We start from the raw sequence: 20,788 nt of genomic DNA on the forward strand, positions 1-20,788 counted from the left end.
TCGATCGACAAGCAAGACATGGAAAAAATCCACTAAATCACCGTTTATTTTAAATAATATTTACCACAATGGGCTTTTTATTATTTTTTTAATCAGTGATAGTTGCTTTTTTTAATCAGGATGGCAAATTGATGTCAACGAGTTAAATAAATTTTAAAGGGAAGTTGTATGTGTTCAATCTTCGGCATTTTAGATATCAAAAGTGATGCTCAAGCTCTTCGCCCAGTAGCATTGGAAATGTCTAAAAAACTGCGCCACCGTGGCCCAGACTGGTCTGGTATCTATGCATCTGACAAAGCTATTCTTGCTCACGAGCGTTTGGCAATTGTTGGTCTAAATAGTGGTGCTCAGCCGCTAATTAGCCCAGATAAGAAACACATCCTTGCGGTCAATGGTGAGATCTACAACCACAAAGAGATCCGCGCACGCTACGAAGGTAAATACGACTTTCAAACAGATTCAGACTGCGAAGTTATTCTAGCGCTTTACCAAGATAAAGGTGTCGACCTACTAGAAGACTTAAACGGTATCTTTGCCTTTATCCTATACGATGAAGAAAAAGACACGTACCTAATCGGTCGCGATCACATCGGTATCATCCCGTTGTACCAAGGTTACGATGAACATGGTAACTACTATGTTGCTTCAGAAATGAAAGCGCTAACGCCAGTTTGTAAAACAATCAGTGAATTCCCTCCAGGTTGTTACTACTCGTCTGCAGATTCTGAACCACAGCGTTACTACACTCGCGATTGGAACGAATACGACGCAGTAAAAGACAACACATCAAGTAAAGAAGAGCTAACTGAAGCGCTTGAAGCCGCAGTAAAACGCCAGCTAATGACTGATGTTCCTTACGGTGTACTTCTTTCTGGTGGTTTGGACTCTTCAATCACTTCAGCAGTTGCAAAACGCTTTGCTGCAATGCGTATCGAAGATGACGAGAAATCAGAAGCTTGGTGGCCTCAGCTACACTCATTCGCAGTGGGCCTAGAAGGTGCTCCAGATCTAAAAGCGGCTCGTGAAGTAGCAGATAAAATTGGTACAGTACACCACGAAATGACGTACACCATTCAAGAAGGTTTGGATGCGATTCGTGACGTGATTTACCATATCGAAACTTACGACGTAACAACCATCCGCGCTTCAACGCCTATGTACCTAATGGGCCGTAAGATTAAAGCGATGGGTATTAAGATGGTGCTTTCTGGAGAAGGTGCAGACGAGATCTTCGGTGGATACCTCTACTTCCACAAAGCGCCGAACGCGAAAGAGTTCCACGAAGAAACAGTACGTAAGTTGCTTGCTCTAAACATGTTTGACTGCGCGCGTGCAAACAAATCACTTGCAGCTTGGGGCGTTGAAGGTCGTGTACCTTTCCTAGATAAAGAGTTTATCGATGTGGCAATGCGCCTAAACCCAGCCGATAAGATGTGTGGTAACGGTAAGATGGAGAAACACATTCTACGCGAATGTTTTGAGCACTACCTACCAGATTCAATTGCTTGGCGTCAGAAAGAACAGTTCTCTGATGGTGTAGGCTACAGCTGGATTGACACTCTGAAAGAAGTGGCGGAAGCCAAAATTACTGATCAACAAATGGAAACAGCTCAGTACCGCTTCCCTTACAACACACCAACAACAAAAGAAGGTTACGTTTACCGCGAAATTTTTGAAGAGTTGTTCCCTCTACCTTCGGCTGCAGAGTGTGTTCCTGGTGGACCTTCAGTGGCATGTTCGTCAGCAAAAGCGATTGAATGGGATGAATCATTCAAAAACTGTGTTGACCCTTCTGGTCGTGCGGTGCAAACGGTACACAACGACGCGTACTAACAGATAATTCTCCCTGACCAACAGTAATGAAAGAGGCCCACAAGGTGCCTCTTTCACGTTTTAACGTTGTTTCTGTCGTTATATATCTAAGTGTTTGTTATCGACACTCACCTCTACAGGCTTGCTTAGCATCTTCACCAATAAAATTGAGCGTGTTTCCCCGTCCGGCTCTTTATAAATCGCTTCCATCCCTGAAAATTGACCGCTAGCAACTCGAATCACATCGCCTTCGCTTGGGAGGTCACTCTGCATCTGTTGCTGAAGCTGCTCAATTTCTTTTAACGTTTCAATCAAACTATCCTGAAGAATCTGAGGATGCGGCCCCATCCTCACAAAATCAACCACACCGCGAGTCGATCGAATTGTTGTAAATGTAGGACCAAGTTCCGCGTCAAACCTAGCAAAAACATAGGAAGGAAAAAGGGGTTCAGGCTTAATTTGTCTTTTACCGCGAGTAATTTTTTCAACCTGCGTTTCTGGGTAGTAGCACTCTACACCCTGATTCTCCAAGTGCATTTTTGCTCGCTGCTGTTCGCTTCGTTTACAGTAAAGTAAATACCATTGTTTCATTGTGCTAGCCAACTGTTCTGTTTTTCACATCGTAGCATTTTGAGGAAGGTATAAGTAAGGGGTAATTTGTTAATCGATTGATGAATTCCCTACTGCATTTTACTGACAAATTTCACTATACATTTTTGCAACTTAAGTTTGCCACTTCTAGCCCATAAAAGTTCACCAGAATTATTGCCAATATTTTCAATCACTTAAATGTGAATTTTATTTATTTTTTATTTTTATTTATTTGCAGTTTTTTTCACCATTATGTATACGTAACAAACTATAAACATCTACCCCTAATTAAAACAGAAGAATATATGACGAGCCCTAAACAGATTCTTGGCCACCCTCGAGGCCTATTCCTATTGTTCGGTACTGAACTTTGGGAGCGATTTTCATACTATGCCATGCGTGCAATCTTGGTTCTGTACCTCACGGATACAACGATCAATGGCGGTATGGGTTGGTCTACTAAAGACGCATTAGATCTCTATGGTATATATACAGGTCTTGTATACATCACACCTCTCATTGGCGGATGGTTAGCTGATAATTATCTGGGCCAGCGCCGATCTATTTTAATTGGCGGTGCGTTAATGGCTATTGGTCAGTTCACCTTAGCGATGCCAGCTGACGCTCTCGGTCTAAGTGCAGTGCAGACCTTTTACTTAGGTCTAGCACTTCTCGTTGCAGGTAATGGCCTGTTTAAACCAAACATTTCAACTATGGTGGGCGACCTTTATCAAGAAGGCGATAACCGCCGCGATGGCGCGTTTACCATTTTCTACATGGGTATCAACATCGGTGCTCTCTTAGCAGGTGTCGTATCAGGTTCTGTAACAAATGAGTTCGGCTGGAAAGCAGGGTTTATCGTCGCAGGTGCCGGTATGATCATCAGCTTAATCATGCAATTAAGCCTAGCGCATTCTTGGTTGGGAGACATTGGGATAGCGCCAGCGGCTGTGCGTGATCTTGAGAACAATAAGTCTCAAAAGAAACAAGCTCTTACCAAAGAAGAAGTGAATCGCCTGAAAGTGATCATGGTTATGGGATTATTTGTCATCGTGTTTTGGGCAGGCTTTGAACAAGCTGGCGGTCTGATGAACATTTATACTCAGCAATACACAGACCGAATGATTGGAACGTTTGAAGTTCCAGCCGCTTGGTTCCAATCTCTTAACCCATTCTTTATCATTACCCTTGCACCGGTTCTAGCAGCTCTTTGGGTTAAATTAGGCAAGAAAGAACCAAGTTCACCAGTGAAATTTGCCTTGGCACTCTTCTTTTTAGCTTTAGGTTTCCTATGTATGGTTGGCGCGGTGATGGAGCAAGGTGGTGACACTACCGTAAAAACATCCATGCTTTGGTTGGTTGGTGCCTTCTTCTTCCATACCTTAGGTGAGTTGTGCTTATCTCCTATTGGGTTATCTATGGTCACCAAATTGGCACCTCTACGCTTAGCTTCGCTTATGATGGGGGCTTGGTTTGGTTTCAACGCAATCGCAAACTATGTAGCAGGTGTTATTGGGTCACATGTGGGTGAGCTTGGTGCTTTGTCAATATTTGGTGGTATCGCTGTTACAGCAACGCTTTCAGGCATTCTGTTGTTGTTCTTCTCTGGTATCTTAGTTCGCTGGATGCATGGTGCAGTATCAGCCCACGTGACGGATGAAGAAGCAAGTGCTAAGCATACTCAGCTAGCTTAGCGTCAGAAAACAGTTCAAAAACGGCTGCCCTAATCACTAGAGCAGCCGTTTTTATTTGTCAAAAGCCGCTATGTCATTGTTTGAAAGATGAAAGTCGCATACTGCTTTAGCTCTCAATCCTTACATTTCACATGTATCTGGTTGCACACTGCCTATATACTTCAAGAACCAAATGACAACGATGGTAAAAATAGGGATTGAATATGTATAAGGGTTTGTGGGCTACGCTGCTTCTCCTCTCTTCATCACTTTGCGCTGAGCCGTTATTCTGGAGCGCAGAAAAAGGCGATTTGAAGTACCTCATTTTAGGCTCTGTACACGTTGGAGATGAATCCATGTTCCCTTTGCCTCAAGCCATTGTCGATACACTACAAGCGAGTGATGGTTTAATTCTGGAAGCCGACATAAGAAAGAACCAAAACGTCGCTTATCCCGAGCAGACCCTGTCGAGCAAAGATGTGCTCTCTGATACTCAAATTGCGACGTTAAAAAACATCGCGAGCCAACTCCAGATAAACGCCAATGAGTTGCTCTCTTCCCCTCCTTGGGCTGCTGCATTGCTCATTCAAATGAAACAAATTGAATCTTTTGGTTATAGCTCTGATACAGGTGTCGATTTAATGCTCATGTACAAAGCAACAACCAGAAACATCCCAGTATTGAGCTTGGAAACTGTACAGTTCCAAATTGACCTACTCACGGGTCAACAAGAAAGTGGAAAAGAACTATTGATCAGTGCTCTTGATGATTTCAACGATGCCGAGAAGGCGACGCACTGTTTGATTGATAGCTGGAAAGCAGGTGACCTTGAGAAGCTCAACGAGTTTTCGGGATTAACCGAACTATCTCCGGAATTTGAACAGGCTTTTATCCATCAGCGTAATACAGACTGGGTCAACAAGCTTTCTAAGCCGAGTTGGTTACCCAACCCAGAAGGGTCATATGTCTTGGTTGTAGGCACGCTGCATTTAGTTGGTGATCGCAATGTCTTGGTTCAGCTTCGAAAGCAAGGATTTAAGGTGACTCAACAGTCCAATAGTAAGAAGGCCAATTGCCAATTTAAAAGCTAACTGACATATACGAAAAAGCCCCAGCATTTCTGCTAGGGCTTAGAATATGGTCGGTGAAGAGGGATTCGATCGGACTGGCGTTCCAGCCCCCGACCCTATGCTCACAAATTTCCTATGAGCAGAAACGAAAAAGCCCCAGCATTTCTGCTAGGGCTTAGAATGTGGTCGGTGAAGAGGGATTCGATCGGACTGGCGTTCCAGCCCCCGACCCTATGCTCACAAATTTCCTATGATCAGAAACGAAAAAGCCCCAGCATTTCTGCTAGGGCTTAGAATATGGTCGGTGAAGAGGGATTCGATCGGACTGGCGTTCCAGCCCCCCGACCCTATGCTCACAAATTTCTTATGAGCAGAAACGAAAAAGCCCCAGCATTTCTGCTAGGGCTTAGAATGTGGTCGGTGAAGAGGGATTCGAACCCCCGACCCTCTGGTCCCAAACCAGATGCGCTACCAAGCTGCGCTATTCACCGAGCTGTTTCTTCAGGCATATTGCCCGTCAACGGAGTCGTATATTACGGATTCTGTATTTTAACGCAAGCCATTTCCTCGCTTTTTTCAAAAAACCGTACCGTTTGATTAAAACGCAATCACCAAGCAGCAAATTGTGAGCAAATACACATCAGCACAAACAAATAAACAACTAAAAGACAACAATTGATCCAGATCAGTGTTGCATATCCTAGCTCAGTTTATTTTTACTCCTGTCAACACACTTTGATTTAGATGGAGAAGACTATGGACTTTTGGCTTGAACTCCTATTTGGTAATGCAGTAGGTTTATCCTCAATGCTCGTGATTTTCGGCGCTTTAAGTCTAATGCTATTTTACGGTGGCTATTTCATCTACAAAGTGATGAACGACAAATCTCCTCACTAGAAATCGCTTAGCGCTATTCTCGCAATAGACGTTCGCTTTGCACCGAAGTAGGTACTCTGTCTACTTCGGTTTTTTTATTTTTTTAAACAACTCATCCTAACGTTGGTATACTGACAGCACTGATTCCTTACTCTGAGATGCCGTTATGTCTCACGATGATGACTTAGCCCTCTTTCAAGCGATGATGGGCGATGTAAAACCTATCACACAAGACACCGCCGAACATAAAACACAACACTCCGTCTCACAAGCGCAACTAGCAAAACGTGAGGCAGCAATCTGGTTAACTGAAGATGACCCTGAGTATCTCTCGGTCGATCACGCCCCAATGCTTAAACCAGAAGACATGATCGAATTTAAGCGAGATGGCGTTCAGGATGGTGTTTACCGCAAATTACGCTTAGGAAAATATCCGATTCAAGCACGTTTAGATTTGCACAGAAAAACACTTAAACAAGGTCGAGATGAAGTCGTGCACTTTCTTAAACAGTGCATGAGCATGGATATCCGTACCGTTGTGATCGTTCATGGACGAGGTGAAAAATCAAACCCACCAGCGCTAATGAAAAGCTTCGTTGCCCATTGGCTGTCACAAATCAACGAAGTTCAATGTGCACACAGCGCACAGCGTTTTCACGGCGGGACAGGCGCTGTCTATGTACTTCTTAAGAAAAGCGCCGACAAAAAAACAGAAACCCGAGAACGTCACCAAAAGCGTTTGGGTTAAGCAAAGCCAAAGTGTTAGAATCTCAAAGCAGCCGAGGTGGCTGCTTTTTCATTTCCACTAACACGCCGTTGTGAAACGTTAGAGAGAAACCAACATGTCCCTAGAATCCGCAAAAAGATTAAACAAATTCATCAGTGAAACTGGCTTTTGCTCACGTAGAGAAGCAGACAAACTTATTGAACAAGGTCGCGTGACTATTAATGGTCAGATCCCAGAAATGGGAACGAAGGTCGTACCTGGCGATGACGTTTGTGTCGATGGTAAGCCAGTCAGTGCTAAAGAAAAGCCAATCTACATTGCGCTTAACAAACCAACCGGCATTACCTGTACCACCGAACGAGATATTCCAGGTAACATCGTTGACTTTATTGGCCATAAAAAACGTATCTTTCCTATCGGACGTTTGGATAAACCATCAGATGGCTTGATCTTTTTGACCAATGACGGTGACATCGTCAATAAAATCCTTCGTGCGGGTAACAATCACGAAAAAGAATACGTAGTGCGTGTGGATAAACCCATTACAGACCAATTTATTCAGAAAATGAGCTCTGGCGTTGAAATTCTCGACACGGTGACATTGCCATGCAAAGTGACTAAAGAGACCAAGTTCTCTTTCCGCATTGTTCTGACACAGGGTCTTAACCGCCAAATTCGACGCATGTGCGAAGCTATAGGCTACGAAGTATTTAAACTGCGTCGAGTTCGTATTATGAACATTACGCTCGATGGCATCCCAAATGGTCAGTGGCGATACCTAAGTGATGATGAAGTTTCTGAAATCTTAGCGATGTGTGAAGGCTCAGTGAGTACCGAAGAGGCATCAAAGCTCGATAATCGCGGGAAAAAAATACGCCAAGCAACCGATGCAAAACTCTATGACAGCCGAGAAGAGAATCAAGGCTCAATAGCACGTCGCAATCAAAAGCAGCGCACATTTAAAGGTCGCAATGCCGATGAACTTCGCCACGCACCAAACTCAAAAAAAGGCCGTCACGGTACGTCTAACTCGAAAAGTCACACTGGCAGTGAAAAAACGAAACAAGCGTATCAACCAAATACAAGCAAGCCTGCATCGCGTCCAGCAAGCAAGCCCCGTACAGGTGGCACATTGAGCTTGAAAAAGTAATCAATGGTTCAAAAACAACAAAGGGGAGCAAATGCTCCCCTTCTCGTATTCAATTTCGATTACATCAATTTCAATTACTTAGTACCGAAAATTTTATCACCTGCATCGCCCAGACCAGGTACGATGTAGCCTTTATCATTTAGCTTTTCATCGATAGAAGCTGTGTATAGTTCTACGTCAGGGTGTGCTTTTTCTAATGCTTCAATACCTTCTGGCGCTGCCACAAGTACCAACACCTTTATTTGGCTACAGCCTTTTTCTTTAAGAAGATCAATCGTCGCGATCATCGAGCCGCCCGTTGCTAGCATAGGGTCAACAACAATCGCAATACGCTCGTCAATATTCGAGGCCAGTTTGTTGAAATAAGGTACTGGTTCCAATGTCTCTTCATCACGATAAATACCAACAACGCTGATACGAGCACTTGGCATATGTTCTAGTACACCATCCATCATACCCAGACCTGCACGCAGGATTGGCACTACAGTAACTTTCTTACCCTTGATTTGGTCAACTTCCACTGGACCATTCCAACCATCAATGGTTACTTTTTCCATTTCAAAGTCTGCAGTCGCTTCATAAGTAAGCAGGCTACCAACCTCAGTAGCTAACTCGCGAAAGCGCTTAGTGCTGATGTCACCTTCTCTCATTAGACCAATTTTGTGTTTAACAAGAGGGTGTTTTACTTCAACAACTTTCATTTCCATCTCCGGATATATGATGATTTTTAAACAAACCTTCAGATTATAAACGATTTCATTAACAATTTCTTGCGATAGGACAAAAGAAAAAACTCACGCAAACGTTTGCTATATGGGTTTATCCGCTGTTAGAATAGCGCCGTTTTCATACCCACTTTCAAAACCGAGGACTTCACTGTGAGTGCTAATAACACTTCTCTAAGCTACAAAGATGCTGGCGTTGATATTGATGCAGGCAACGCACTTGTTGACCGTATTAAAGGTGCTGTAAAACGCACGCGTCGCCCTGAAGTAATGGGTGGCATTGGTGGCTTTGGCGCACTTTGTGAACTGCCAACGAAATACAAGCACCCAGTTCTAGTTTCGGGCACTGACGGTGTTGGAACAAAGCTGCGTCTTGCTTTGGATATGAACAAACATGACACTATCGGTATCGACCTAGTGGCTATGTGCGTGAATGACCTTATCGTACAAGGTGCTGAGCCTCTATTCTTCCTTGATTACTATGCGACAGGCAAGCTAGATGTTGATACTGCAGCAGAAGTCGTATCCGGAATCGCTGATGGCTGTCTACAAGCAGGCTGTGCACTAATCGGTGGTGAAACCGCTGAAATGCCAGGCATGTACGAAGGCGAAGATTACGACGTAGCTGGCTTCTGTGTTGGTGTCGTAGAAAAAGAAGACGTTATCGACGGAACGAAAGTTGCCGCGGGTGACGCGCTTATCGCTGTAGGTTCAAGTGGCCCTCACTCAAATGGCTATTCTCTTATCCGCAAAATTTTAGAAGTTTCAGGTGCCGATAAGAATGAAAACCTAGAAGGAAAAACCATCGGTGAGCACCTTCTAGAGCCAACAAAAATCTACATCAAGTCTGCGCTTAAAATGATTGAGCAGCATGACATCCACGCCATTTCTCATATTACAGGTGGCGGCTTCTGGGAGAATATTCCTCGCGTACTGCCTCAAGGTACAAAAGCCGTGGTTGATGGCAATAGCTGGGAATGGCCTGTGATCTTCAAATGGCTACAAGAGAAAGGCAACGTAGACACTCACGAAATGTACCGCACATTTAACTGTGGTGTTGGTTTGATTGTTGCTCTGCCTCAGGATCAAGCTGAAGCGGCAGTGAAGCTACTGAACGCAGAAGGTGAAAATGCCTGGGTTATTGGCGAGATTGCACAAGCTGAAGCTGGCGAAGAACAAGTAGGGATCAAATAATAATGAAGAGTATTGTTGTTTTAGTTTCAGGGAATGGTTCAAACTTGCAAGCGATTATTGATGCTTGTGAAACCAGCATTGATAACGGACGAGTGACGGCTGTTTTTTCGAACAAAGCAACGGCTTATGCGTTAGAGAGAGCAAAGAAGGCTGGCGCTGCTGGCCACTTTCTTGACCCCAAAGCGTTCGATACACGAGACGCATTTGATCATGAATTGATGAAGCAAATTGATGAATACAAACCAGACGTTATTGTTCTGGCTGGTTACATGCGTATTTTGAGTGGCGAGTTCGTTCGCCATTACATGGGACGTATGATCAATATCCACCCTTCTCTGCTGCCTAAATATCCGGGACTCAATACTTACCAACGCGCTATTCATGCCGGAGACGAAGAGCACGGTACCAGTGTACATTTCGTTACTGAGCAACTCGATGGTGGTCCTGTTATTCTTCAGGCGAAAGTTCCGATTTTCGACGAAGATAATGTCGAAAATCTAACGGCTCGTGTACAAACTCAAGAGCATAAAATTTATCCTCTGGTCGTCAAGTGGATGGTTGAAGATCGTTTGGAAATGAAAAACGGAAAAGCATTTCTAGATGGTGAACAGCTAGGCATTCACGGTTACGCACAAGAGTAAAAAGCGATTTCAATCCTTTGGCGAGCACTAGCTCGCCTTTTTTATCCCTGTTAATTCTCTATTCATCCTCCTTTCGCTAAGCTAATGAAAATTAGGAGGTGTTATATGGATCTTAAAAGTTTACTTAACCAAGCATTAAACTCTGATCTGCTCAAACAAGGCCAACAGCAAATCAAACAACAATCTAGTTCTGGCACATTCAAATCGTTGGGCGCAGGTGCCGTTGGCGGAGGCTTGGTAAACTTGCTTATGGGCTCAAAAAAGAGCAAAAAACTAGGTAAGAAAGTCGGCAAGAATGCATTGAAAATTGGTGGTGTCGCAGCGTTGGCGGCCCTCGCTTACAAGGTCTACAACGATTCTCAGCAAACACAAGGCACGTCAACAGTCAAAGAGAGCTTCAATCCTGAAGACAATCTACACAGCGAACTGATCCTCAAAGCGATGGTTGCAGCGGCCAAAGCTGATGGTCATGTCGACCAGCAAGAAATGCAACGTATCGAGGCTGCAGTAAAAGACGCAGGAGCGGACACTCAATTGCAAACATTGCTGCACTCAGAGCTGAATAAACCTCTCGATCCTGCAGAAGTGGCTCGCTTAGCGCAGACACCGCAACAGGCTTCAGAAATTTATCTTGCGTCATTAATTGTCGTCGATGAGCAAAACTTTATGGAGAAAGCTTATCTTCAAGAGTTAGCAAAGCAACTCCAGCTATCTCCCGATGTCACCTATCAGCTTGAGCAACAACTGACAAACTAATACCTGTGTACAAAGAAAAAGCAATTGCTACATCCCCTTGAGCTAGCTCAATCTCTCGCTTTGAGTTTCCGCTTTTGGGTGTGTATATTTGAGAGCAGTTATCATTTATTAAGGATTTAGCCATGCAAGTATATGGATGCTGTGAATTAGTTCGCGCGCTTTACGCACAGATAGGAAGTGGTGATCAGGCGTATGTGCCTAACGCGATTTCATGTGCAGTTAAAGCGTTGAATGAAATTGCCGCCGATGAATCTTTACCAATGGAAGCGCGAGAAAAAGCAGCGTTTGCCGCGGCAAATCTACTAATTTCAGATTTTGAGGATTAACTAAAGATGAATCTAGCTAACTTTGAAAGCATGGATCCCGTGATGCTAATGAGTATTGTCAACATGAAGCTACGTGATGACTTTGGCGGTGACCTCGATAAACTGGTAAATTTCTTCGATATCGATAGAGCAGCCTTAGAAGCTAAATTAGCAAGTGCTGGATTTGATTTTTTGCCTGACGCAGGACAGTTTCGTTAAGCCACATACAAAAAAGGTTGACGATGTCGTCAACCTTTTCAAATCAAGCGTATTATTCAGCGTTTCGTGCTTTTCTTTGTGCTGATTTACGTGAGTTACGCTCAGTTTGATTCTTAATAAATGCAGCTAACTCCTGCTCACCCCAAGCTTTTGCAAGCTCTTCCGATTCAAAACCGCTTTCTCTTTTCGATACTACTGTTTTTCTCGATGTCACTTGGCGTGTAATCTCCGCGCACCAACCATTACGTTTTTCTGATACGCGTACTGCAAACTTAGACATATTATTACCCTCAAGGAAGTTGTGTGTATTGCTTTGAGTTGTCCATCGGTATGAAGCTCATGTCGCCCCTTCCCTTGGCAAGGGCGGTATTAGAGCATAAATGTCAGATCTAAGCTGTAAAAATTTAGCGTACTCAGCGGATTTTTTATCTAACACGAACGAATCATTTACTCTGCCGAAAACCTTTACACAAAAACCAAAAAGCGCAAGCATAGGGCTTGCGCTTTCAGCTTTAAGTTATCGAAATTCGATTAACCAAGGTTCTTACGTGCGTTTTGGAACATACGCATCCAAGCGCCATTTTCACCCCATCCCTCTGGAGACCAAGAGTTTGCAACCGTACGGAATACACGCTCTGGGTGAGGCATCATAATGGTTACACGACCGTCAGCAGTTGTTAAGCCAGTAATCGCATTTGGCGAACCATTCGGGTTGTTCGGGTATTGTTGCGTTGGGTTACCGTTATTATCAACGTAACGTAGTGCCACAGTACCTGACGCTTCAATTGCGTTTAGGTGCTCACCGTCACGTACTTCTACACGACCTTCACCGTGAGAAACTGCGATAGGCATACGTGAGCCTGCCATGCCATCGAAGAACACAGAATCGGACTTCTGTACTTCAACTAGGCTAAAGCGCGCTTCAAAACGCTCAGATTCGTTGCGAACAAAACGTGGCCACAAGTCTGCACCTGGGATAAGTTCTTTCAGGTTAGAAAGCATCTGACAACCGTTACACACACCTAGAGAGAATGTCTCTTCACGGTTGAAGAACGCTTGGAACTGCTCACGAGCTTGTGCGTTAAACAGGATAGACTTCGCCCAACCTTCACCCGCGCCTAGTACGTCACCATAAGAGAAGCCACCACAAGCCACCAGACCTTGGTACTCTTCCAACACTGCTTGACCTGTTAGAATATCGCTCATGTGGATATCAGTCGCTTCAAAACCAGCACGGTCAAACGCCGCCGCCATTTCAACGTGAGAGTTAACACCTTGCTCACGCAGAATCGCCATCTTAGGTTTCGCGCCTTTCGCAATGTAAGGTGCTGCGATATCTTCGTTGACATCAAAACTTAGAGATACATTCAGACCTGGGTCAGTGTTGTCTTTCTTCGCTTCAAATTCTTGGTCTGCACATGCTGGGTTATCACGTAGCGCCTGCATCTTATGCGTTGTTTCTGCCCAGATAACACGTAACTCTGTACGTGAACGCTCAAGTACAACCGAATCACCAGACGTGATAACAAAGTCGTCTGACGCATCAACTGAACCAATCACATGCGAACACGCTTCTAAACCGTTAGATGCTAGCGTTGATAGTACCGAATCCAGATCTTCATTCTTAACTTGAACAACCGCGCCTAACTCTTCGTTAAATAGGACAGCCAAAGCATCGTCACCATTCTCTGCAGAAGAAAGACCAGCGATGTTCGCTTTTACGCCACAATGACCAGCGAATGCCATCTCAGCAAGAGTAACAAACAAACCGCCGTCACCTTTATCGTGGTACGCCAGTAGCTTGTCTTGACGAACAAGCGTCTGCATTGCATCGAAGAAGCCTTTAAGCTGCTCTGCGTTATCTACGTCTGCTGGCTTGTCACCAAGTTGTTTGTAAACCTGTGCCAATGCCGTCGCACCTAAACGGTTCTTACCGTTACCTAAGTCAACAAGAACCAGTGAAGTGTCGCCTAGTCCTTCCAAGGTAGCAGGGGTACGAAGCTGCGGTGTCACTGTTTTACGGACGTCTTCTACACGACCAAAGGCTGTGATAACAAGAGACAGTGGAGAAGTGACTTCTTTGCTTTCGCCATTCTCTTCCCACTTGGTCTTCATTGACATTGAGTCTTTACCAACCGGGATAGTCAAACCTAGCGCCGGACATAGCTCTTCACCGACAGCTTTCACTGCTTCGTAAAGACCTGCATCTTCACCAGGGTGACCCGCTGGAGACATCCAGTTCGCAGACAGTTTAATGCGCTTGATATCACCAATGTCAGTCGCAGCGATGTTAGTTAGTGACTCACCAACAGCCAGACGAGCAGACGCGCCGAAGTCTAGTAGAGCAACCGGAGTACGCTCACCCATCGACATCGCTTCACCGTGGTATGTGTCGTAACTTGCCGCCGTAACTGCACAGTTCGCTACAGGAACCTGCCAAGGACCAACCATCTGATCACGAGCAACCAAACCTGTTACTGAGCGGTCACCGATAGTAATCAGGAACGTTTTCTCTGCAACCGTTGGCAGACGAAGTACGCGATCTGCCGCTTCATTGATTTCGATACCGTCGCGAGTAATCGCCGGGCTATCTACTTTCAATGTCGTTGCTTCACGGTGCATCTTCGGTGTTTTACCAAGCAAGATATCCATTGGCATATCAATTGGTGTGTTATCGAAGTGAGAGTCTTCTAGCGTCAGATGACGCTCTTCTGTTGCCACACCAACCACTGCGTAAGGTGCGCGCTCACGCTTACAGATTGCATCGAACGCTTCCATGTTTTCTGGTGCTACTGCAAGTACATAACGCTCCTGAGATTCGTTACACCAGATTTCCAGAGGGCTCATGCTCAATTCATCATTTGGTACATCACGTAGCTGGAACTTACCACCGCGCTCGCCGTCGTCACAAAGCTCAGGAAGTGCGTTAGAGATACCGCCCGCACCCACATCGTGGATAAATGCGATTGGGTTCTCTTCACCTAGCTGCCAACAACGGTCGATCACTTCCTGACAACGACGCTCCATCTCTGGGTTTTCACGTTGTACTGAAGCGAAGTCCAGATCTTCTGCAGATTGACCAGACGCCATTGAAGAAGCCGCACCGCCACCAAGACCGATGTTCATTGCAGGACCACCAAGTACGATTAGGCTCGCACCTACTGGGATCTCTTTCTTCTGAACGTGCTCGTCACGGATGTTACCCATACCACCAGCAATCATGATTGGCTTGTGGTAACCACGCACTTCTTCACCCGCGTGAGACGTCACTTTTTCTTCGTAGGTACGGAAGTAGCCTAGCAGGTTTGGACGACCAAATTCGTTGTTGAATGCCGCGCCGCCTAGAGGACCTTCAAGCATGATGTCTAGTGCGTTTACGATACGACCCGGCTTACCGAAGTCTGTTTCCCACGGCTGTTCAAAACCAGGAATACGCAAGTTAGAAGTTGTGAAGCCAACCAGACCCGCTTTTGGCTTACCACCGATACCGGTCGCGCCTTCATCACGGATTTCACCGCCTGAGCCGGTTGATGCACCTGGCCATGGAGAGATAGCAGTTGGGTGGTTGTGCGTCTCTACCTTCATTAAGATGTGTGCATCTTCATGGTGGTATGTGTATTGACGAGATTTAGGATCTGGGAAGAAACGACCCACTTTCGACCCCGTCATTACCGCTGCGTTATCTTTGTAAGCAGACAGAACGTGGTCTGGTGTCGTTTCGAATGTGTTTTTGATCATCTTAAACAGAGACTTCTCTTGGTCTACGCCATCGATAGTCCAATCTGCATTAAAGATCTTGTGACGACAGTGCTCTGAGTTCGCCTGTGCAAACATCATCAGTTCAATGTCGTTCGGGTTACGACCAAGCTTAGTAAAGTTCTCTACCAAGTAATCAATTTCATCTTCTGCGAGTGCTAAGCCTAGGGAAACGTTTGCTTCTTCAAGCGCAAGACGACCACCAGCCAAGATATCAACGTGTGCCACTGGTGCAGGTTCTGCAATGGTAAATAGTGCTGAAGCCGCTTCAAGTTCGGTGAATACCGTTTCCATCATACGGTCATGGATTAGTGACTTAATCACATCAACTTGCGCTTGAGACAGTTCAGATGTCGTCTCAACGTAGTAGGCTGTACCGCGCTCAAGACGCTTAACTTTGCCTAAACCACAGTTTTTAGCAATGTCGGTAGATTTTGAAGACCAAGGTGAGATAGTACCCGGACGAGGGGTAACCAAAAGCAAAAGACCTTGAGGCTCGTGCTCTTCGATCGTAGGACCGTACGTTAGAAGTTTTTCTAACTTTTCTAACTCTGGCACGTCTAAATCAGCGGTAAGATCAGCAAAGTGCATAAACTCTGCGTAAATACCTGTTACAGGTAAGTCTTGTTCACGACAAAGTTCCAGTAGTTTATTAACACGAAACTCAGATAGAGCTGGGGAGCCACGCAAAATTCTCATGTGCTTAGGTCTCTTATGCAATTAATTAAGGTAGTATTGGAATAAATTCAGTCACTTATACTAAATCAAGTCGAACTTATACCGATTCCACCTCTCCTTTGCGAGCGCATTATATAGCAATTGTTTTTGTGATGTAACATCAAACGCAACCGTTTGCGTCATTTTTTTTGTCAATTTTGAATTACACCAAAATCCGGACATAGGTTCGATTGCTTTCTCATTGTCTTGCCTTGTTATGACACTTTGATATAAATGCCTTACTGGATGTATGAGATCGTTATTTAATGAAAAAGTATTACCTTTCCCATCTACGCGCGTTTGCTTTAATAATAGTTAGCGCTTTGACACTGGCAGGCTGCCAAATCGAGTCTGAACCTAAAAGTGATCTGGAGCAGATAAGAGAACGAGGCGTGCTGCGTGTTGGTACACTTAATAATCAGCTATCCTACTATATTGGCCCTGATGGCCCTGCGGGTCTGGATTATGAGTTAGCACGAGAGTTTGCTAACCAACTCGGCGTGAAGCTAGAAATGAAACCGGCTTATCGCGCATCGAGTCTTTATCCAGCACTTCTCAATGGCGAAATAGATATCATTGCCGCCGGATTGACACAATCTCCAGAGAGAATGAAGAGTTTCCGCCCTGGCCCTGCTTATTACTATGTCAGTCAGCAAGTCGTGTATAAGCAGGGCAAGTGGCGACCTAGAAACCTGGATCAGCTGCTAAACAAGCAAGCTGAACTGATAGAAAAAAATGAAGGGGACTCTGTTCTTCAGATTGTTGGCGATTCACATTTTAACCAAACGCTGAGTAATATCCATGCACAGCATCCAGAGTTTAGCTATGAAATAGATCAAGATGCCGATGTTAATGACCTTCTTAAAAAAGTATCGGATGGAGACTTATCGTTTACTGTCGCAGACTCAGTAGAGGTTTCCCTTTCTCAACGCATCTACCCTGATATTGCTGTTGCCTTTGAGCTAACCGAAGACCAGCCAATTTCGTGGTTTTTAAAGCCCTCTCAAGATGAAAGCTTATATGCCCTCGTTATTGAGTTCTTTGGGAACATCAAACAGTCTGGCGAGCTTGGCGCGCTTGAAGAGAAATACATAGGCCACATCGACTCTTTTGATTATGTTGATACACGTGCATTTATTCGCGCACTCGATTCTAAACTACCTAAATGGTCATCGCTTTTCCAAAAATACTCTGAAGAGTTTGACTGGCGCTTAATTGCAGCGCTTGCTTATCAAGAATCTCATTGGAACCCTACCGCTAAATCACCGACTGGTGTGCGTGGTATGATGATGCTAACTCTACCGACTGCTAAAATTGTAGGGGTAACCAATCGCTTAGATCCTGAACAATCTGTTAAAGGCGGTGTCAAATACTTGCGCCGTATGGTTGATCGAATCCCCGACTCAATTGATGAACATGAGAAAATATGGTTTGCTCTTGCTTCATATAATGTTGGCTATGGTCATGTAATGGACGCGAGACGCTTGACGCGTAAGCAAGGCGCAAACCAGGATGCATGGTCCGATGTAAAAGACAGACTTCCTTTATTGCGTCAACATGCCTATTACAGCCAGACCCGATACGGATACGCTCGTGGAGATGAGGCGAAGAATTACGTAGAAAATATTCGCAGGTACTATCAAAGCATTATCGGTCATGTTGAGCAGCAGTCGGCTGAAGTTGACGCGGAGAATATGGACGACTTTACCGTCATTCAAATCCCAGAATCTGCTTTGTCGGGTGCGAACAATGTTTCTGCGGCTGATTCAAGCGATGAAACGCCCCCTAGCGAAGCCGTACCTAGTGAAGATATGTCTAGTGAAAATGGGCCAAACGAAACAATGTCGGATGAATCTACGACTATCGAGAAGTAAACCCTCTGATGAGCACTCAAAGATATTAATTTTGTAATAAAAGACTGGTATAACCCAGAATAACGAACGGCCAATAGCGAGATTGAACACAAACTATTGGCTGAGTTGTGTCCCAATAGGAGATAACTTTATGCGTGGACGTAAACTGAAATCAAAACGAATCAACAAAACCGTTGCGTCAAATCGCCGCAAACGAATGTTAAGTAACAATAAGAAAAAAGTAATTGCACGCCATCGCGCGTTTATGAAATTAATCAGCGATTAAATCATCGATTGAGCAAACACTTTCAACAAGGTGTTTGCTTAACTCTCGCTATCACCTTCCCCTAATCGCTTAGCTTGCCTCTCCGCCTTTTTCTCTTTACGACGGCGCTTAAAAAAGCTCTGCAGTTGAGAGCGGCATTCCTCTTCTAACAAACCTTGCTCTACATCGGCATAGTGATAGGCAGCTTGATGTTCAAACAAGTTAAGCACCGTTCCCGCTGCACCAGCTTTGAGATCTGGAGCGCCAAACACAATTCTTTTGACTCGACTGTGCAACAATGCGCCCGCGCACATGGGACAAGGTTCTAACGTCACATACAGAGTCGTATCCAGCAATCGATAATTTTCTAGCACCTGACCGGCTTGTCGCAATGTCTGCATCTCAGCGTGCGCTGTGGCATCATGTTGACCAATAGACTGGTTCCAGCCCTCGGCGATCACCTTTCCATTTTTGACCAGCACGGCTCCAACGGGTACTTCTCCCTCCAATTCAGCTTGCTCTGCTAACTCAATGGCGCGGCGCATAAACTGTTCATCTTCAGGCGTAAAAAGTGACTCTGACACAGTGGAATCCTAATTCATTTTTTATAAAGGCTAGATGCGGCTAAGGATAACGGAAATCAAATATAAGAAAAACAAAAAGGCCCGTCTTGGTAGACGAGCCTTTCATCAATACTGTTTCAGCCTAGCTTACATTGAGTAGGTATACGGCGCTTGAATACCCAGTGGAATACCAATTGCCCAGTAACCTAGCAGGAAGATTGACCACCCAATCAGCATCGCGATTGAAAATGGCATCATCAGTGATGCAAGTGTGCCGATACCCGTCGATTTCACATAACGCTGGCAGTAAACCACAACCAGTGGGAAGAACACCATCAGAGGAGAAATGATATTTGAGACCGAGTCACCCACACGATAAGCCGCCTGAGAAAGCTCTGGAGAAATCCCCACTGCCATCAACATTGGAACTAGGATAGGACCAATCAGCGCCCACTTTGCAGAAGCAGAACCAATCAATAAGTTTACAGCGGCAGTCAGCAGAATCATGCCCACAATCGTTGCTTCACCCGGAAGGTTCATCGCTTTAAGGCCTTGCGCGCCGTAAAGTGCCAACATAGTACCGATGTTAGATTGAGCAAACGCTGAAAGGAATTGGGCACAAAAGAACGCCATTACGATGTAAGCGCCCATGGTCGACATGGTGTCTGCCATCGCCTTTACGATGTCGTTACTGGTTTTAAATGTGCCGGATACCTTACCGTAAACGTAGCCAGGAATAATGAACAAGATAAAGATCAGCGGCACAATCGACTTCATGATAGGAGCAGAAAACGCCGTGATTTCACCTTCAGGTGAACGCAGTGCTGAGTTTTCAGGGATCAAAGCAAAAATCAGCAGAGCGATCCCCGCAAGCATCGCCCAACCAGCATAACGGAATGCTTTAGATTCCAGCTCAGTAAAAGACCCTAGATCTGGCGCTTGCTCCGCATCTTTATCAATCGGTGTGTTTGCCAAACGAGGCTCAATGATTTTCTCAGTCACATACCAGCCGATACCAACAATGAGAATTGAAGATAGGCCCGTAAAGAAGATGTTCGCCAAAGGGTTAACGATATATTCAGGATCCAAAACCTGCGCGGCTGTTTGTGTAAAGCCAGCCAATAGAGGGTCAATACCTGAAGGAATGAAGTTTGCTGAGAAACCGCCTGATACACCCGCGAATGCAGCAGCAATCCCGGCTAGTGGGTGGCGACCCGCAGCATGGAATATAATACCGCCCAGAGGAATAACAAGAACATAGCCTGCATCTGCTGCTGTGTGCGACACAATCGCAACTAAAATCAGCATCGGCGTTAACAGTTTTGCCGGGGTAAAGTTCAGCATTTTCTTAAGGCCTGTAGTAATAAAGCCTGAAGAATCTGCGACACCGACACCCAGCATTGCAACAAGAACGATACCCAAAGGCGCAAAACCTGTGAAGGTTTTAACCATGTTGGCCAAGAAGCTTGCTAAAGAGTCGCCAGTAAGAAGGTTGTTGATCGCAAGCACATCGCCAGTTCGAGGGTTAATCAGATCAAACGAAATGTTAGACAGTAACGCTGATGCGACCCAAGTAATAATTAATGCCCAAAAGAACAAAATAGCAGGATCTGGGATCTTGTTACCCGCACGTTCGATAAAATTCAAAAATCGGTCCATACCACTCGGCTTTGTAGCAGGACCTCTATTTACAGCTTGGTTACTCATCGTAACTCCATAATGTGATGTTGTTGACTTAGACGTTTACGAATTATTATTTCAGCCGTCTTTCAGCCAAACATTCTATTCAAATCACATTATGAAAGCACAGTATTCCAGTGGTTTTTCTATGTTTAGAGATATATTTTGCAAAAATACAGTTTAAGATAAACAGCATCAAAACATCTTATTATCTT

The 20,788-nt window shown here is 44.9% G+C and carries 17 protein-coding genes, 1 tRNA gene and 1 pseudogene; 12 read left to right on the forward strand and 7 right to left on the reverse strand.

Translation table 11 applies throughout. The features are described 5' to 3' along the window. The first annotated feature begins 168 nt into the window (after positions 1-168). The gene (asnB, locus tag NP165_RS09360) at positions 169-1,833 is read left to right on the forward strand and encodes an asparagine synthase B (protein ID WP_257083708.1); all 1,665 of its coding nucleotides are present in this window, start codon (positions 169-171) and stop codon (positions 1,831-1,833) included. Between the two features lie 78 nt (positions 1,834-1,911). Here asnB and rfaH read toward each other — a convergent pair whose 3' ends face one another. Further along, a complete protein-coding gene (gene rfaH / locus NP165_RS09365) occupies positions 1,912-2,403 on the reverse strand; it encodes a transcription/translation regulatory transformer protein RfaH (protein WP_257083709.1) in 492 nt (163 codons plus the stop codon). 305 nt (positions 2,404-2,708) lie between these two features. On the opposite strand from rfaH, the gene NP165_RS09370 reads away from it, so the two are divergent. Beyond that, positions 2,709-4,097, forward strand: a complete 1,389-nt coding sequence (locus NP165_RS09370; RefSeq protein ID WP_257083710.1) for a peptide MFS transporter — start codon at positions 2,709-2,711, stop codon at positions 4,095-4,097. Between the two features lie 203 nt (positions 4,098-4,300). After that, the gene (locus NP165_RS09375; RefSeq protein WP_257083711.1) at positions 4,301-5,167 is read left to right on the forward strand and encodes a TraB/GumN family protein; all 867 of its coding nucleotides are present in this window, start codon (positions 4,301-4,303) and stop codon (positions 5,165-5,167) included. A 393-nt stretch (positions 5,168-5,560) separates the two neighbouring features. On the opposite strand, the gene NP165_RS09380 is transcribed toward NP165_RS09375, so the two are convergent. Next, a tRNA-Pro gene (locus NP165_RS09380) sits at positions 5,561-5,637 on the reverse strand. A 265-nt stretch (positions 5,638-5,902) separates the two neighbouring features. On the opposite strand from NP165_RS09380, the gene NP165_RS09385 reads away from it, so the two are divergent. The 3 genes from NP165_RS09385 (at position 5,903) to rluF (ending at position 7,899) form a co-directional block, all read left to right on the forward strand. Further along, positions 5,903-6,043, forward strand: a complete 141-nt coding sequence (locus tag NP165_RS09385) for a DUF3149 domain-containing protein (RefSeq protein WP_257083712.1) — start codon at positions 5,903-5,905, stop codon at positions 6,041-6,043. 145 nt (positions 6,044-6,188) lie between these two features. Beyond that, positions 6,189-6,770: a DNA endonuclease SmrA gene (gene smrA / locus NP165_RS09390; protein ID WP_257083713.1), complete on the forward strand. Its 582-nt coding sequence runs from the start codon at positions 6,189-6,191 to the stop codon at positions 6,768-6,770. 94 nt (positions 6,771-6,864) lie between these two features. Next, complete coding sequence (rluF, locus tag NP165_RS09395; RefSeq protein WP_257083714.1) at positions 6,865-7,899, forward strand: 23S rRNA pseudouridine(2604) synthase RluF; 1,035 nt, start codon at positions 6,865-6,867, stop codon at positions 7,897-7,899. A gap of 74 nt (positions 7,900-7,973) precedes the next feature. Here rluF and upp read toward each other — a convergent pair whose 3' ends face one another. Then, positions 7,974-8,600: a uracil phosphoribosyltransferase gene (gene upp / locus NP165_RS09400; RefSeq protein ID WP_257083715.1), complete on the reverse strand. Its 627-nt coding sequence runs from the start codon at positions 8,598-8,600 to the stop codon at positions 7,974-7,976. Positions 8,601-8,777: 177 nt separating this feature from the next. Between upp and purM the strand changes: the two genes are divergently transcribed. From purM to NP165_RS09425, 5 genes are all read left to right on the forward strand, one after another. Continuing rightward, a complete protein-coding gene (purM, locus tag NP165_RS09405; RefSeq protein ID WP_257083716.1) occupies positions 8,778-9,818 on the forward strand; it encodes a phosphoribosylformylglycinamidine cyclo-ligase in 1,041 nt (346 codons plus the stop codon). A 2-nt stretch (positions 9,819-9,820) separates the two neighbouring features. Continuing rightward, positions 9,821-10,459: a phosphoribosylglycinamide formyltransferase gene (purN, locus tag NP165_RS09410; RefSeq protein WP_257083717.1), complete on the forward strand. Its 639-nt coding sequence runs from the start codon at positions 9,821-9,823 to the stop codon at positions 10,457-10,459. A gap of 105 nt (positions 10,460-10,564) precedes the next feature. Beyond that, positions 10,565-11,215: a tellurite resistance TerB family protein gene (locus NP165_RS09415; protein ID WP_257083718.1), complete on the forward strand. Its 651-nt coding sequence runs from the start codon at positions 10,565-10,567 to the stop codon at positions 11,213-11,215. 122 nt (positions 11,216-11,337) lie between these two features. Further along, a complete protein-coding gene (locus NP165_RS09420) occupies positions 11,338-11,541 on the forward strand; it encodes a YaeP family protein (protein ID WP_257083719.1) in 204 nt (67 codons plus the stop codon). A gap of 6 nt (positions 11,542-11,547) precedes the next feature. Beyond that, positions 11,548-11,739: a DUF4250 domain-containing protein gene (locus NP165_RS09425; protein WP_257083720.1), complete on the forward strand. Its 192-nt coding sequence runs from the start codon at positions 11,548-11,550 to the stop codon at positions 11,737-11,739. 55 nt (positions 11,740-11,794) lie between these two features. Here the strand turns inward: NP165_RS09425 and NP165_RS09430 are convergent. Further along, positions 11,795-12,019, reverse strand: a pseudogene (locus NP165_RS09430) (DUF3622 domain-containing protein); the annotation flags it as partial. Positions 12,020-12,270: 251 nt separating this feature from the next. After that, a complete protein-coding gene (purL, locus tag NP165_RS09435) occupies positions 12,271-16,194 on the reverse strand; it encodes a phosphoribosylformylglycinamidine synthase (protein ID WP_257083721.1) in 3,924 nt (1,307 codons plus the stop codon). 284 nt (positions 16,195-16,478) lie between these two features. On the opposite strand from purL, the gene mltF reads away from it, so the two are divergent. Continuing rightward, entirely contained in the window at positions 16,479-18,086 is a 1,608-nt protein-coding gene (gene mltF / locus NP165_RS09440) for a membrane-bound lytic murein transglycosylase MltF (protein WP_257083722.1), read from the forward strand. 303 nt (positions 18,087-18,389) lie between these two features. On the opposite strand, the gene tadA is transcribed toward mltF, so the two are convergent. Both tadA and NP165_RS09450 read right to left on the reverse strand, forming a co-directional pair. Next, positions 18,390-18,914 (reverse strand): tRNA adenosine(34) deaminase TadA, encoded by a 525-nt coding sequence (tadA, locus tag NP165_RS09445; protein ID WP_257083723.1) that lies wholly within the window; start codon positions 18,912-18,914, stop codon positions 18,390-18,392. 126 nt (positions 18,915-19,040) lie between these two features. Further along, positions 19,041-20,600, reverse strand: coding sequence for an AbgT family transporter (locus NP165_RS09450; protein ID WP_257083724.1), 1,560 nt, complete (start codon positions 20,598-20,600; stop codon positions 19,041-19,043). Positions 20,601-20,788 lie beyond the last annotated feature (188 nt).

The organism is Vibrio japonicus, assembly GCF_024582835.1.
Taxonomy (GTDB): domain Bacteria; phylum Pseudomonadota; class Gammaproteobacteria; order Enterobacterales; family Vibrionaceae; genus Vibrio; species Vibrio japonicus.

Excerpts from the sequence above, each read along its gene's own strand:
- mltF (WP_257083722.1), top strand. The coding sequence starts at position 16,479 with ATGAAAAAGTATTACCTTTCCCATCTACGCGCGTTTGCTTTAATAATA.
- upp (WP_257083715.1), bottom strand. The coding sequence starts at position 8,600 with ATGAAAGTTGTTGAAGTAAAACACCCTCTTGTTAAACACAAAATTGGT.
- smrA (WP_257083713.1), top strand. The coding sequence starts at position 6,189 with ATGTCTCACGATGATGACTTAGCCCTCTTTCAAGCGATGATGGGCGAT.
- NP165_RS09425 (WP_257083720.1), top strand. The coding sequence starts at position 11,548 with ATGAATCTAGCTAACTTTGAAAGCATGGATCCCGTGATGCTAATGAGT.
- NP165_RS09415 (WP_257083718.1), top strand. The coding sequence starts at position 10,565 with ATGGATCTTAAAAGTTTACTTAACCAAGCATTAAACTCTGATCTGCTC.
- purL (WP_257083721.1), bottom strand. The coding sequence starts at position 16,194 with ATGAGAATTTTGCGTGGCTCCCCAGCTCTATCTGAGTTTCGTGTTAAT.
- NP165_RS09450 (WP_257083724.1), bottom strand. The coding sequence starts at position 20,600 with ATGAGTAACCAAGCTGTAAATAGAGGTCCTGCTACAAAGCCGAGTGGT.
- purN (WP_257083717.1), top strand. The coding sequence starts at position 9,821 with ATGAAGAGTATTGTTGTTTTAGTTTCAGGGAATGGTTCAAACTTGCAA.
- NP165_RS09375 (WP_257083711.1), top strand. The coding sequence starts at position 4,301 with ATGTATAAGGGTTTGTGGGCTACGCTGCTTCTCCTCTCTTCATCACTT.
- NP165_RS09385 (WP_257083712.1), top strand. The coding sequence starts at position 5,903 with ATGGACTTTTGGCTTGAACTCCTATTTGGTAATGCAGTAGGTTTATCC.
- NP165_RS09420 (WP_257083719.1), top strand. The coding sequence starts at position 11,338 with ATGCAAGTATATGGATGCTGTGAATTAGTTCGCGCGCTTTACGCACAG.
- NP165_RS09370 (WP_257083710.1), top strand. The coding sequence starts at position 2,709 with ATGACGAGCCCTAAACAGATTCTTGGCCACCCTCGAGGCCTATTCCTA.
- rfaH (WP_257083709.1), bottom strand. The coding sequence starts at position 2,403 with ATGAAACAATGGTATTTACTTTACTGTAAACGAAGCGAACAGCAGCGA.
- asnB (WP_257083708.1), top strand. The coding sequence starts at position 169 with ATGTGTTCAATCTTCGGCATTTTAGATATCAAAAGTGATGCTCAAGCT.
- rluF (WP_257083714.1), top strand. The coding sequence starts at position 6,865 with ATGTCCCTAGAATCCGCAAAAAGATTAAACAAATTCATCAGTGAAACT.